Origin of the sequence: Clostridium gelidum, assembly GCF_019977655.1 — a bacterium.
Taxonomy (GTDB): domain Bacteria; phylum Bacillota; class Clostridia; order Clostridiales; family Clostridiaceae; genus Clostridium; species Clostridium gelidum.
This window is the reverse complement of sequence record NZ_AP024849.1, coordinates 3,446,211-3,461,164: the sequence shown is the minus strand read 5'-3', so window position 1 is coordinate 3,461,164 and position 14,954 is coordinate 3,446,211. Positions and strand designations below refer to the sequence as shown.

Genomic DNA, 14,954 nt, shown 5'->3' with positions numbered 1-14,954 from the left:
GATGAGAGAATATAGGTATATATTTCATGTTCATACTGAGTATTCACCTGATAGTGATGTTAATTTAAATAAGTTATATATGAGTTTAAAGAAAAATAATATATTTGGAATAGCAATAACTGATCATAATACAATAGAAGGTGCAGTTAAATTTAAGAAAATATATGGACAAGATATAGATGTTATAATAGGCGAAGAAATAATGACAACTGAAGGAGAAATAATCGGATTATTTTTAAATGAAAATATTGAAAAAGGGTTAACTTCAAGGGAAACAATAAAAAAGATAAGAGATCAAAATGGATTAATATATGTGCCACATCCTTTTGATAAGAAAAGGCAAAAGACTTGCTTAAGTGAAGATATTATAAGCGAATATTCTAATTATATCGATATTATAGAAGTGTTTAATGGAAGATGTATAGGGAAATACGATATAGATCAAGCTGTCTTATTAAATAATAGACTTAATAAACTAGGCATAGTAGGCAGCGATGCCCATAGTTATTATGAACTTAAATTTAATCATATGATTTTAAATAACAGAGTAACAAAAGAGAATATAAAAAGTGAACTTATGAATTTAAAAGTTTCAAATAAAAAAAGTAATAAAATTATACACCAATATACAAAGTTCATCAAAATAAAGAAATTAATATTGAAAGGTAAATATGATGAAGTGTGTAACCTTATATATAGAAAATGTAAAAAAAGATTGTTTCAAATTAGCAGGCGAAATTGAAAAGACTAATTTTAAACCAGACTGTGTTATTTATATAAAATCAGGTGGATATCTAGTTGGTAAGGAATTAGCTGATTATTTTGACATTCAGTTAAGAGGAATTAGAATTTCAAGAGAAGGAAACCGTGTTAAATTAAAGTTAAGCTTTATATTAAACAAACTGCCTCAATTTGTTAGGGTAGCTTTACGGGTATTAGAGTTTAAATCTGGCATTCATAAAATGAAGAGTAATAGATTTGTTACAGAAGTGGACAATAACTTAATAAAGGGTAAAAATGTACTATTAGTTGATGATTCCATAGATACAGGCAATACAATTATTACTGCAATAGATTTTTTGAAAAAATCTTATGGAAATAATATAAATATGAAGGTAGCTGGATTAAATAAGTTTAGGTTAAGTGAAGAATTGGTTCATACAGATTATTATATTCATGAAGATAGTCTCATAATTTGTCCTTGGTCTAAGGATTCTAAGGAATATGTGGAATTCAATAAGGTGTACAATTTTGGTGGTAATAATGTGTGAAGTTAGTGTAATAATACCATATTATAATAGTAAAGAAACTGTAATTAGAGCTTTAGAATCTGTTATTAATCAAACTTATAAGGATTTAGAAATTATATTAATTGATGATGGCTCAATAGATGATTCACATAACATAGTAGATGAGTTTATTAAGTCTAACTTAAAATATAAAATAATGAATTTGTATCAAAAGAATTCTGGACCATCTAAAGCAAGGAATGAGGGGATTAAAAATTCTAAAGGAGAATATATAGCATTTTTAGATTCAGATGATGAATGGTGCCCTGAAAAATTAAATGAACAGCTTCATATTATAAAAAAATATAATGCTGATTTGGTTGGATGTAATTATAATATTATGTTAAAAAATAATGAAATCCGAAAGTTTATAACAAAAGAAAAAGTTAAAAGAGTTTCTTTTATACAATGTCTCTTTAAACATTATTTTAATATGTCTACTGCTGTAGTAAGGAAAAATGTGATTTTAGCTGTAGGATTATTTCCAGAAAATCAAAGATATATGGAGGATGCTTATGTCTTTAAGCTTATTAACAGAAAATATGATTGTTACGTATTAGAAAAAAAATTAGTCAACTTCTATAAATACTTATATGGGGATAGTGGATTATCATCTTGTTTAAGAGAGATGGAGAAACATGAAATATTAAATTTCAAACAATTTAGAAAAGAAAATTATAAATATGAGAAAAAAATAAATTTATTTTTATTTGTAGTAATAATAGCCTTTTCTTATTTCAAATATGTAAGAAGAGTATTAATTGTAAAATTAAGAAGAAAGGTGAAAAGATGAAAAAAATTATATTTTCTGAAGCACATGAAATAGATAGTGTCTTTAAATTAGGAGATCATCATTATGCACAATTATTTTCACAAAATAATTTCAATGTTTTATGGTTAAATCCTATATATAACTATATGACATTTATTAAAGATAGAAAATCATATAATAGCAGAAAAAGATTTCATGGTAAAAAACTTGTTACTTATAAAAAAAACTTTTTTGTTTATTCGCCATATAGTTTATTTTTATATGGTAATTATCCATTATTTAAAAATAAGATTTTTAGTAAATTAAGCATAAATTGTACTATACCGAGCATAGAAAAAGTTATTAGAAATAATAATTTTACAGATGTAGATATTCTATGGATTTCCAATCCTAAATACTATTATTTAGCAAAAAGAATTAAGTATAAAAAGTTATTTTATAGATGTGCAGATGATTTATCTAAATTTCCAGCAACTTGTAGCAGTATGGTGGAATTAGAAAATAAAATTATTAAGGAAGCCGACAAGGTATTTGTTACTTCTCATGACTTAATTAATAGAAAGAAAAATATGAGAAAAGATTTTATATATTTGCCTAATGGAGTGCAGCTTGAAAATTTTCAAAGAAAAAAATATAAATTACCAAATGAGTTCGAAAATACAAGCGTTAAAAAAGTTATTTACATTGGAGCTATTGATAGTTGGTTTGACGTTAGCATCATAAAGTATTGTGCTGAAAAGCTCCATAATATAAATTTTTATTTGATAGGTAATTATATAATTGATTTATCTATTTTAAAAGAAATAAAGAATGTTTTTATTTTAGGAAAACGAGCATATGAAGATATTCCTAATTATTTGTATTATAGCGATATAGGAATAATACCTTTTAAGGTAAACAGTCTTACAGATTCAATATCACCAATAAAACTTTATGAATATATGAGTGTAGGTCTTAATGTAGTTTGCTCAAATTTAAAGGAGATGAAATATATAAATAGTCCAGCATATATTGCCAAAAACAATGATGAATTCTGCACCTGTATTGAGAAGGCCATTAAAAATAGAGATAAAGAAATAGATAGAAATATCCAGTTCGCAAAACAAAATACTTGGAAGAAAAGATTTGAAGAAATTCAAAAATATATAGGGGAATAATCTAATATATGGTTAATAGTTCAAAAAAGCATGGAGAGAAATATCTATTTTTTATAAGCGCAACAATAATAATTTTTTTATTTATACTTTTATATAAAGCATTGGTAAATAATAAGTTAATTATTGGGTTAGAAATCAGTGTATTTTTAACTTTTATTATATTTTATTTATATATTTTGTATAAAAACAGTAACGCATTTTTTATAGATATTAGATTAAACTTCATATTAGGATATCTTTTTTATAATCTTTATACTCCAATAGTTTATTGTTTTAGACAATCAGAAATTTTAGATTATGGAAGCAGTGATAAGGGATGGATGTTTAATTCTTATGATGTAGAAAAATCTTTATTTATATCTATTTTATTTTTATGTGGATTATTATTGGCTTTAACATTTGTTGAAAATAAGAAAACTAAAGTAAATGTTGATAATAAAAATTCAATTAATAACTCAAGTAGTAAAATAAATTTCTATTTATGGTTAATTCTTTTTATTATTTCTTTTTCATGGTATTTATATCCATATGCCAAAATGGGATTTCAAGTTATGAACTATGATAGATGGAATAGATATGCATTTGTATTTAAAAAATTAACAGAACAATTAGGTATTATAAATACAGCATTTGATTTTTTATTCAATAATTATTTGATTTTAATTTCTATATTTATGATGTTCCAAAATGTTATTAAGAACAAGAATAAATTGCGAAGATTACTGTTTATATTTATAGCTATAATGTACTCAGTATTTATTTTATTTATTGACCTTAGAAGGAGGGAAGTATTAATTGTTATATTAATGTGCATAAGTTACTACTTCTTTCAAATTATATATACTCTGGATAAGGAAAAGGTTAAAAATATAATAAAAAAAGTGACATTTTCTTTATTAATTATATTGTTTTTTTTTATATCATATCAACAGTATAGGGAGTATTTTAAATATGGATTTACCCAAGGAATATCCTCCATGGTTCATATGAAAGAAAAACAAGCAGGAGAATATAAAGAATCAGATATATATAGTAATGAATTTGGAATGGTATATCTAACTAATTTATCAAGTGCTAAATATACACCAGAATTATTTGGTGGGAAAAGTTATGCAGAAGCATTAATAAAAACAATACCATTTATATCTAAGGCTTCTTATGAATGGTTAGAATATGATGAGGATAAAGAAATAATTGATGTATGGTTAAGTACTATATATACTAAATGGTTTTCAAATGGTGGGGGACTTGGTTATTCACCAGCTAGTGAAGCTTTTTTAAACTTTCATTATTTAGGATGTCTAATTATAGGGCTTACTATAGGGCTATTACTCAATTTATTATATAAAAAATTATACAATAATAAGTACATTGTAATTTATAGTCTTTTATTTTCATTAGCATTTATGTTTAGTAGAACTAGTTTTTTTGGATTTACTCGTGAGTTTTTTTGGCTAATTTTTTATTATGTATTTTATAGTAGCATTATTAAACTTATTAGTTATCCTTATGTTAAACTTCAAGGTTAAAGAAGGTTTATATGAAAAATAGAAAATTAGAAAAATTAAAAAATATGACAGTAAAAATAATATTAAAAAAAGTATTAAGAAAAATAAATAAAAAAATTTATTATAGTTATAGAAAGGTAAGGATTAAGAATAATAAAATTACATTAAGAAATTCTCTTTTTTATGATTTCACTCCAAACTGCAAATTTTTATATGATATAGGTAAAAAAGAACACTATATATTAGAATTGAATAATTTATTAGCAAATGATTCAATAATTATATTGGCTAATAAAATATGTAATCATGAATTTAATCTCCTTGGTTCTAGTGATAAATATTTAGGAAAAGAAATACATTGGAATGATGATTTTAAAACAGGGTTTAAGTGGGAGAATAAGTTTTATAAAGATATAAAAATAGTTGATTTATATAATAATGCAGATGTTAAGCTGCCATGGGAACTTTCAAGATTTCAGCATATATTTACCATTGGAAAAGCTTATTGGATAACTAATGATAAAAAGTATGCTTTGGAATTTAAAGCAGAAGTAGAAGATTGGATTGAAAAAAATCCAGTTGAAATGTCTGTAAATTGGACATGTACTATGGATGTGGCTATAAGAGCAGTGAATTTAATTTGTGGTTACTTCTTCTTTCAAAAGTCGAGTTGCATTGATTATAAGTTTTGGAGTGAATTTAATAAGTCATTATACCTTCATGGTAGATTTATATATATAAATCTTGAAAATGAAGGACAGTATAACACTAATCACTACCTAGCAGATTTAGCTGGATTAATATGGCTTGGAATATATTTTCAGAATTTCAGTGTACAAGATAATGAAAAGAAAAATAACCCTAAAGATTGGCTTGAATTTGGGATTTTAGAGTTTGAAAAAGAAATGAAGAAAGAAGTTAATGAAGATGGAACAGATTATGAAGCATCTACATCTTATCATAGACTTGTAACAGAAATATTTTTAATTACAACTGGATTGTGTAATAAAAACAATATAAATTTCTCAAAAGAATATATTAAAAAACTTGAAAAAATGTGTGAATTTATAATGGATATAACAAAATCTAATGGTCTTTCTCCTATAATAGGTGATGCTGATGATGGAAGACTGTTGGTATTATCTAATTATGAAGAATGGAATAAAAGAGATTTTAATCATGTTTTGGGAATTTCAGGAGAGTATTTTAATAGAGACGATTTTAGGGCTATGGGGAATGAATATAAGGAAGATGCCCTATGGATAATGGGGTATTACAAATTCAAAAACAAAGTAATACATCTAAAATCAAAAGCATATTCTAATGGAGGGTACTACATATTAAAAAATAAGAGGACTTATTGCATCATCAGATGTGGAGAATTGTCTTGTAGAGGCGAAGGAGGTCATAGTCATAATGACCAACTTAGTTTTGAACTAAATGTAGATGGAGAAGACTTTATAATAGATCCAGGAACCTATGTCTACACATCTGATTATAAAATGAGAAATATGTTCAGAAGTACTAGAATGCATAGCACTCTTTGCATTGATAATTTAGAACAGAATGATTTTGATGAATGTGATTTATTTAATATGAGAGAACAGAGTTTTGGGAAATGTAAATTGTTTAATGATACAACATTTTGTGGTGAACACTATGGGTACAAAGAAAAGTATGGTCTGCTGCACGAAAGAAAAATTAATTTGTTAAATGATAAGTTGGTTATTGAGGATAATATTATAGGAAGAAAAGCTTGCAATATGGTGTGTTTGAATTTCATATTGGATAGTGGTGTAGAAATTAATGAAAAAGATAATGGTATAGAACTAAATAAAATGGAGAAGAGAATATTCTTAGAGTTTAATAATAAATATTCAATTTGTGATGCCTTTGTTTCTTATGGGTATGGACAAAGATTACACAGCAAGAAGATAGAGATTGAAATAAATGATATTAAGAATATTACAAAAATAATTTATAGTTAAGGAGTATGATATTTGAAACAGGTATTAATAAAACAAGGACAATCAATAGTGTCACAAATACCAGCACCAGTGGTTTCAGATAATGGTGTTTTGGTTAAAGTATTATATTCTTGTATAAGTGCAGGAACAGAAATCATAGGAGTCACAGAATCAGGAGAGTCTATTATGAAAAAAGCAATGAAGCAACCTGAAAAAGTAAAAAAGGCATTAAACATGTTAAAAACTCAAGGACTTGACTCTGTTATTGGCAAGATAAAGGAAATGGATTCACCCAAGGTTATAGGTTATAGTGCATCAGGTATAGTCATAGGACTTGGCAAAAATGTACTTGATTTAAAAATAGGGGAGAAAGTTGCTTGCGCAGGTGCTGGATTTGCTAACCATGCAGAATTTATAGATGTTCCACGAAGTCTTGTTATGAGAGTTCCAGAAAGTTTAACGATGGATTTAGCATCAACAGTAACCAGTGGAGGAATAGCAATGCAAGGAGTAAGAAGGGCAGATTTAAGGCTTGGCGAAATAGTGGCTGTAATTGGTATGGGAATATTAGGTCAGCTTTCAGCTCAGATGTTGAAGGCTTCAGGATGCAAGGTTATAGGTATTGATATAGATGAAAGAAGATTAAATATTGCAAAAGAAACTTCTTGTGATTATGTAATTAATTCATCTACAGATGATGTGATAAAAGAAGTAGAAAAAATTACAGAAAGTTATGGAGTAGATGCTACAATAATTACTGCATCAGCTAATTCAAATGAAGTTTTATCAGAATCTTTCAATATATGTAGAAGAAAGGGAAAGGTTGTTCTTGTAGGTGTAGTGGGAAATGAATATAAAAGAGATGACATGTATAAGAAGGAACTTGATTTTGTGATCTCAACATCATATGGACCAGGAAGATATGATCCGTCTTATGAGGAAAAATGCATTGATTATCCATATGCTTATGTTAGATGGACAGAAAATAGGAATATGGAAGCATACTTAAGGCTTGTAGCAGATAATAAAATAGACTTAAAATTATTAATTGAAAAAATATATGAAATTGATAGGGTTTCAGAGGCATATGAAGATTTAAGAAATTCACTAAACAAGCCTCTTATAGTGTTGTTAAAATACAATGAAGAACAGCAAGAAGTAAAAAGGACAATTCGTATAGAAGGTGAGCATTTTAAGAAAAATGGAAAAATTAATCTGGCAATAATAGGTGCAGGTGGTTTTGCTAAAAGTATGCATTTGCCAAACCTTAAAAAATTAAATGATATTTATAATATATATGCCATAATGAGCAGAACAGGAACCAATGCGAAAGCTATAGCAGATCAATATGGCGCTAAATATGCAACTACCGATTATAATGAAATATTAAATGATCCTAAAGTTGATATGGTTTTGATTTGCACAAGGCATAATCTTCATGGAGATATGTCAATTGAAGCTATGAAAAAAGGAAAAGCAGTATTTGTTGAAAAGCCAATGGCATTGAATAAAGAAGAAATGGAGAAAGTTTTGAAAACAATAGAAGAGACAAAAGTACCTTATATGGTTGGTTTTAATAGAAGGTTTTCAAAATATGCACGTGAAGTTAAAAAGTATATTAAGGACAGGATTAATCCAATGATAATAAATTATCAAATGAATGTAGGCTGTATTCCTCTTGACCACTGGGTACATACAGAGGAAGGTGGGGGAAGAATTATAGGAGAATGCTGCCATATATTTGATTTATTTAATTATTTTACAGAATCCAAGGTAGTAAGCATCTCAGTGGACAGCATAAATCCAAGGGGTAAGAATATTTCTCAAAGAGACAATATGGTTGTAATAATAAAGTATGAAGATGGCTCACTATGTACATTAACTTATACATCAATTGGAAATAAGAGCTATCCAAAAGAATTTTGTCAAATCTACTGTGATGGTAAAATAATAACTATTGATGACTACAAAAGAATTAATGGTTATGGAGTAAAACCATCAAATCTTCAACATAAATCTTCAGAAAAAGGACAGTTTGAAGAACTTAAAGAATTTGCCAAAGCTATGAAGAGTGAAGGGAGATACAATATACCACTATGGCAATTGCAGCAAGCAAGTGAAATAAGTTATTTAGTGGACAGGGAGGTAATGAAGTAGATGAGAGTAAAAGAAAAAATAAAATCTAACGATAAACTATATTCATCAATTTATATAATAAGAAATAGGATTCCTAAAAAGGTAATGTATAGTCATAAGTATTTTGAAGTTATAGATTTATTGAAAAGGCAAGATAATCATATAGAAATTGAAGATATTTTAAATGATAAGTTATCAAACATATTAAAAAATGCAATTAAAAATGTACCTTATTATAGAAGCTTAAATTTGAATATAAAATCTAATGATATTAATAAAGATAATGTAAAAGAAATATTGAATATGTTTCCTTACCTTAATAAAAAAACAATAATGGATAATAACGAAGCATTTATTTCAGATTTGTATAATAGAAAAGGTTTAATTTATAAAACAAATGGTGGATCTACAGGACAATTTCTAGGAACTTGGTCAAGTAAGGAAGAAAATCAAATAGAAAAAGCATTCTTTGACTATAAGTGGAGCAAAACCGGATATAAATCATATTCTAAAATTGTCAGAATGAGTTGTGAAGGAATAAAAAAAGAATTTGAAAATCCATGCTCATATGTTGGTGATAAGATGCGAATATCCTTAAATCATCTAAATGTAAAATGGATAGAGGAAATTTATAATAGAATAAAAGAATTTAAACCAGAATTCTTTCATGCATATCCAATAAGTTTTCAATATTTACTTCAGTATATGGAATTAAATAATCTAAGAATTGATGGTGTTAAAGGAATATTTTTGGCTTCAGAAATTGTTACAGAATATGTATTAAGTTTATGTACTTCATTATTTAATGAGGTACCTATAATTTTTCATTATGGATTAACGGAAAGAAGTAACTTGGCCTGGGGAATATTTGAGAATAATAAAATATCATACAAGTGTGAGAATGTATATAGTTATAGCGAAAATTCTATTACTGAAGATGGTATCTGCGAAATAGTGGGTACATCTTATTGGAATGATGCCATGCCACTTATTAGATATAAGACTCAAGATATAGGAATAATAGAAAAAGGAATTATAACAAATTTAGATGGTAGAAATCAGGAATTGTTAATTACAAAACAAGGACAAAAAGTACATGGACTTACTATAATTAAAGATGATTTTTGTTGGAAATATGTAGAACATTTCCAAGTAATACAAAATGAACCTGGAAAGATTGAATTTCATATAAAACCTAAAAGCAGTTTTAACAGTGATATAGAAGAAAAAATGTTAAATTTACTAAAGGCTAAAGGTGGAGAAAAGTTTGATATTGTAATAATATGCAAGGATGAAATACCAAAAACAAAGTCAGGAAAGACTAGATTAATTATAAATAATATTAGATAAATGGACTTAATATATAGTTTATAAGCAATAAGCAAAAAATAAAGGGAGTATTAAATGAAGGTTAATATAATTGGTCCTTTTCCTCCTCCTTATGGTGGAATTTCAGTTCATGTTAAACGAATGATGCTTTTTTTAATTAATAATAATGTAGAAGTTACTATTTATAATGAATCAAAAGATTGTAATAAGAGTTGTAAAAATATACAACAGATAGGAAAATACAAAAAATTTATTTTTAAAGTACCTTTCTTAAAATGTGATATTATACATTTTCATACTATAAATAGAAATATCAGAATCTTGATGGGCTTTTTTAAAATATTTAATAAGAAACTTGTTTTAACAATCCATGGTGAAAGTTTGCATGATCAACTGCAACAATCAAATTGGATATATAGAAGATTATTATTATTTAGTATAAAAAAAATTAATAAGATTGTTTGTGTAAATTCAAATACAATAAATGAATTGATAGATTTGGGAGTTAAAAGTAAAAACCTAAGTTATATCCCAGCATTTATAAGTCCAATAGAAAGTGATCAGGATTTTAATAATATTCCTCAAAAAGTATGGGATTTTATAGAAGACTCAAAATTCTTAATAAGTGCAAATGGATGGGTAAGATTTTATGATAATGAGGATTTATATGGAATCGATATGCTTATTGAGCTTATTAAAAAATTAAAAGATAGAGGATATAATGTAAGTTTATTAATAGGATTGTTAGGGACTGAACTTGAAAACCATGAGGAAAAATCATATTATAAAGAGTTAAAAAACAAAATAAGTGAATATAACATTCAAAATTATATAATGATTTTTGAAGTAAAGGATACAGAATTTTATCCTTTACTTCAAAAAAGTAAATTGTTTTTACGACCAACCAATACTGATGGTGATTCAGTATCTATACGAGAAGCTTTATATTATAAAATTCCTACAATAGCAAGTGATGTTGTGAAAAGACCTGAAGGAACAATTTTATTTAAAACAAGAGATGCTGATGATTTATATAAAAAGGTAACTAATGTGATTGAAAATAATTTTTATTATAAACAAAAGATCAATAATATTAAAATTGAAGATAATGCAAAAAAACTTTTAAGAGTTTATAAAGAATTGGTTAAGGGCTAATCTGAGTAGATGTAATTAGGAGATGATATTTTGAAAGTATTAGTAACAGGTGGGGCAGGTTTTATTGGTTCAAGTATTGTTGATATGTTAATTGATAAAAATTATGAAGTTTGTATCATAGATAATATGTCACATGGTAAAAAAGAAAATGTAAATAATAAAGCAACATTTTACAATATGGATATTAGGAATTCTAAAATAATTAACATATTTTTAAAAGAAAAGCCAGATTATGTAATACATGAAGCAGCACAGATATCTATAAACAATTCCATAAAAAAACCGTTAGAAGATGCTGAAATAAATATTTTAGGTACAATTAATATTTTAGAAGCATGTAAAAGTGTTGGTGTTAAAAAGATTATTTATCCAGCATCTGCAGCTATTTTTGGAGAACCAAAGTATTTACCTATAGATGAAAAACATCCTTTAGATATGATATCTCCATATGGGGTGTCTAAACATACAGTTGAGCATTATTTAAGTGTGTATAAAGAGCTTTATGGTATAGAATATGTGTGTTTAAGATATTCAAATGTTTATGGACCAAGGCAAGATTCATCTGGTGAAGGCGGGGTGGTTGCAATATTTTGCGATAAAATTATGAAAAATGAAACACCAATTATATATGGAGATGGGGAACAAATTAGAGATTTTGTTTATGTTAATGATGTAGCAAGAGTAAATGTACTAGCTTTAGAATTAAATAAATCAGGAATATATAATGTTTGTACAAATACAAAAACGTCAATAAATAAATTATTTAAGTGTATGAAAAATAACTTTGCTGTAGATATAAAACCTGTATGTGTAGAGGAAAGAACAGGAGATATAAGGGATAGTTATATGTCTTATAATAAGATATATGATGAATTTGGGTGGAAGCCTGAATTTAATTTAGAAGAAGGTATAAGGAATATTAAGGAGTATATGGATAATAATGTGTAAGAATACTAGTTTTCATATGATTAAAATGAATATCTTTGAAAATAGGTAGGTAATAAGGCACAATCAAAAAAATATTGAAATATATATTAAGCCTTAGATGTAGGAAGGTGAAAAATGCAGATAAAAATAATCTCAACAACTAATGAATTTTTAAAATTAAAAGAAGACTGGGAGAGGCTTCAATCTCAGGATAAGGATGTAACATATTATAGTACATTCGAATATAATTGGACATGGTGGGATATATATAGGAATGATAAAAATAAGAAATTATTTATATTGGTAGTAGAAGCAAATAAGATTGTAATTGGAATTGCTCCTTTAATTATAGAAAAAGTAAATAAAAAAATATTATCATACAGAAATATTAGATTTTTAGGCAAAGGTGATTATCTTGGAATAATAATAGACAGAACTTCTAATATAAAATATGGAAATATCATAAATGAAATATTTAAGTTTATAGAATCAAAAAATCAATATTTTGAGAGAATTATATTAACGCATATCAAGAATGACTCAAGATTAGCAGCATATATACTAAGAAATAAACGATACAACAAATATTTCAAGTATTTGATTGAATGTCCAATTTTGAAATATAAAAAATTTAATACCTATGATGTATATAAGAAAGAATTTGTTACTAGAAATGACAAAAGATATAGAAATGTATTACAAAGAGAAGTAGGATATAATTTCAAAGTAGTATTTAATAATAAGGAAGAAGTTTATGAAAAAATATCAGAGCTTCATATAAGAGAACAAGAGTACTTATTAAAAAATAAAGGAAGAAAAGAAAGAAAAAGTTCTTACAGTGATATATTTTTTTCGAAATTTATAAGGAAACTATACAATAATAATTCTAAGGTTATAACATTTAAAATTGAAGATCTTAATGGAGATCTTTTAATATATACTACATGTTACTTATACAAAAGAGTTTTGCATGCATGGAATTCAGCATACAATCCTAAATATGAAAAGTATCATTTGGGTAAAATAATTAACTTAGAGATGATAAAATATATTTTTGAAAATAATATAGCTGATATTTTGGATTTTGGAGCTGGTAGGTATCCTTGGAAATTTGAGTGGACAGATGATTTTATATTTAATTATCAGTTAGACATGTGGAATGAAAAAACTATAAAGGGAAAATTGCTAAAAAAATATATGATATTAAGAAAAATAAAATTTATTTGGAGACAAAATGGATAATAAAAAATTTATGTTAAATTCTTTTTTTTATTTTCTGACATCAATTTTAACACAAGCTATTAATTTAATATTAATACCAATATATACAAGGAATATGACATCATCTGAGTTTGGTCAATATAATTTAATAAGTTCATTGCAAAGCTTATTAAGCATATTTATAATACTTGGAATATTTTCAGGTGTTTGCAGATTTTTCAATGAAGTTGAAGACAAAAATAAGCTTAAAAATGTAGCATTAACATTTTCAATATTATGGGGACTTTTATGTTACTTTATATTTGGATATTTATTAAGTAGTAGAATTGCTAGTATTGCTTTTAGGAATGATATATTAGGCAATTGTTATGTTAAATATATAATTATAAATTCTATATTATTATGTTTGATATCCATTTATACAAGTTATTATTCAATGTTATATAAGGTAAAGAAAGTTTGTATAACTAATATATTACAAGTGTTTTTAACATTATGCTTTACGTATTATTATTTAGTTGTAACACAATATGGTATTCTAGGAGTTTATAAAGCACAGCTCATTTCTTTTTGTATAGTGTTCACTATATTATTTATTTTAGATATAAAAAATTATAAAGTTATTTTATCAAAAAAAGATTTGAAAAAAATGCTCAGTTATGGTCTTGGGCTTACTCCAGGTGAAATATCAGCATGGGTTCTAAATCTAATTGATAGATATTTTATAAAAGGAATGATTAATTTAAGTGCAGTAGCAGTATATTCTATGGGTTATAAAATAGGAATGTTAATAGAACCATTGTTTTTAAGACCATTTAAATCTTCATTTACACCATTTAAATTTCAAGCTTATAAAGAAAGTGATGGAAAATTAAGAATTAAAAAAATGTTTACTTACTTTAATTTTGCATGTTGGTTTATTATTTTAGGATTATCAATTTTTTCTGATATTGCAATAAAAATATTGTCTACAGAAGAATATAATCAATCTTATAAAATAGTTGTATTTATTGCATTTTCATATTATTTATGGGGCATGGCAGAATTTTATGCATTAGGACTTCATATAGCAAATAAAACGTTTATAAATTCGTTAATTTCGATTATATCAGCTGGACTTAATATTGTATTAAACTATTTATTAATTCCTAGAATTGGGATATATGGTGCTGCAATTTCAACATGTATAGCATATTTAATTGCTAATGTTCTATATTATATTATGGGACGAAAATATTATAACCTTGGTATAAATTTATTAGAATCTTATAAATGTGGTTGTATATTTTTAGTGTTATATTCTATTTATATTATATATAAAGTTACCATTAATAATATATTCTTAGAATTATTTTTAAATGTAATTATATGTATAGTATATGTTGTTTTAAGCATAAAGCTTAAAGTTATTTCTTATAACAATATAAAAAAATTAATTAATATTGCTAAGGAAAAACTTGCCTTGAATAATAGTGAAAGGATATAGGTGACAT

12 protein-coding genes are annotated in these 14,954 nt (G+C 25.7%); all 12 read left to right on the top strand.

Annotation, left to right across the window (positions count from 1 at the left end):
* Position 1 precedes the first annotated feature (1 nt).
* The 12 genes from psyc5s11_RS15775 to psyc5s11_RS15720 all read left to right on the top strand — a co-directional run bounded on the left by psyc5s11_RS15775 (position 2) and on the right by psyc5s11_RS15720 (position 14,947).
* On the top strand, positions 2 to 742 hold the full coding sequence (locus psyc5s11_RS15775) for a PHP domain-containing protein (protein ID WP_224033457.1): 741 nt from the start codon (positions 2 to 4) through the stop codon (positions 740 to 742).
* On the top strand, positions 672 to 1,271 hold the full coding sequence (locus psyc5s11_RS15770; RefSeq protein WP_224033456.1) for a phosphoribosyltransferase: 600 nt from the start codon (positions 672 to 674) through the stop codon (positions 1,269 to 1,271). Before psyc5s11_RS15775 ends, psyc5s11_RS15770 begins: the two co-directional genes overlap by 71 nt.
* Positions 1,264 to 2,082: a glycosyltransferase family 2 protein gene (locus tag psyc5s11_RS15765; protein ID WP_224033455.1), complete on the top strand. Its 819-nt coding sequence runs from the start codon at positions 1,264 to 1,266 to the stop codon at positions 2,080 to 2,082. The genes psyc5s11_RS15770 and psyc5s11_RS15765 overlap by 8 nt, the downstream gene beginning before the upstream one ends.
* Positions 2,079 to 3,218, top strand: coding sequence for a glycosyltransferase (locus psyc5s11_RS15760; RefSeq protein WP_224033454.1), 1,140 nt, complete (start codon positions 2,079 to 2,081; stop codon positions 3,216 to 3,218). Before psyc5s11_RS15765 ends, psyc5s11_RS15760 begins: the two co-directional genes overlap by 4 nt.
* A gap of 8 nt (positions 3,219 to 3,226) precedes the next feature.
* Positions 3,227 to 4,747, top strand: a complete 1,521-nt coding sequence (wzy, locus tag psyc5s11_RS15755) for an O-antigen polysaccharide polymerase Wzy (protein WP_224033453.1) — start codon at positions 3,227 to 3,229, stop codon at positions 4,745 to 4,747.
* 11 nt (positions 4,748 to 4,758) lie between these two features.
* Positions 4,759 to 6,714, top strand: a complete 1,956-nt coding sequence (locus tag psyc5s11_RS15750; protein ID WP_224033452.1) for an alginate lyase family protein — start codon at positions 4,759 to 4,761, stop codon at positions 6,712 to 6,714.
* Positions 6,715 to 6,726: 12 nt separating this feature from the next.
* On the top strand, positions 6,727 to 8,850 hold the full coding sequence (locus psyc5s11_RS15745) for a bi-domain-containing oxidoreductase (RefSeq protein ID WP_224033451.1): 2,124 nt from the start codon (positions 6,727 to 6,729) through the stop codon (positions 8,848 to 8,850).
* Complete coding sequence (locus psyc5s11_RS15740) at positions 8,851 to 10,179, top strand: hypothetical protein (RefSeq protein ID WP_224033450.1); 1,329 nt, start codon at positions 8,851 to 8,853, stop codon at positions 10,177 to 10,179. It abuts the gene before it with no gap.
* Positions 10,180 to 10,233: 54 nt separating this feature from the next.
* Positions 10,234 to 11,313, top strand: a complete 1,080-nt coding sequence (locus psyc5s11_RS15735; RefSeq protein ID WP_224033449.1) for a glycosyltransferase family 4 protein — start codon at positions 10,234 to 10,236, stop codon at positions 11,311 to 11,313.
* Between the two features lie 30 nt (positions 11,314 to 11,343).
* Complete coding sequence (locus psyc5s11_RS15730; RefSeq protein WP_224033448.1) at positions 11,344 to 12,261, top strand: NAD-dependent epimerase/dehydratase family protein; 918 nt, start codon at positions 11,344 to 11,346, stop codon at positions 12,259 to 12,261.
* A gap of 114 nt (positions 12,262 to 12,375) precedes the next feature.
* A complete protein-coding gene (locus psyc5s11_RS15725; RefSeq protein ID WP_224033447.1) occupies positions 12,376 to 13,482 on the top strand; it encodes a GNAT family N-acetyltransferase in 1,107 nt (368 codons plus the stop codon).
* Positions 13,475 to 14,947 (top strand): oligosaccharide flippase family protein, encoded by a 1,473-nt coding sequence (locus psyc5s11_RS15720; protein WP_224033446.1) that lies wholly within the window; start codon positions 13,475 to 13,477, stop codon positions 14,945 to 14,947. Before psyc5s11_RS15725 ends, psyc5s11_RS15720 begins: the two co-directional genes overlap by 8 nt.
* The last annotated feature ends 7 nt before the right edge of the window (positions 14,948 to 14,954 follow it).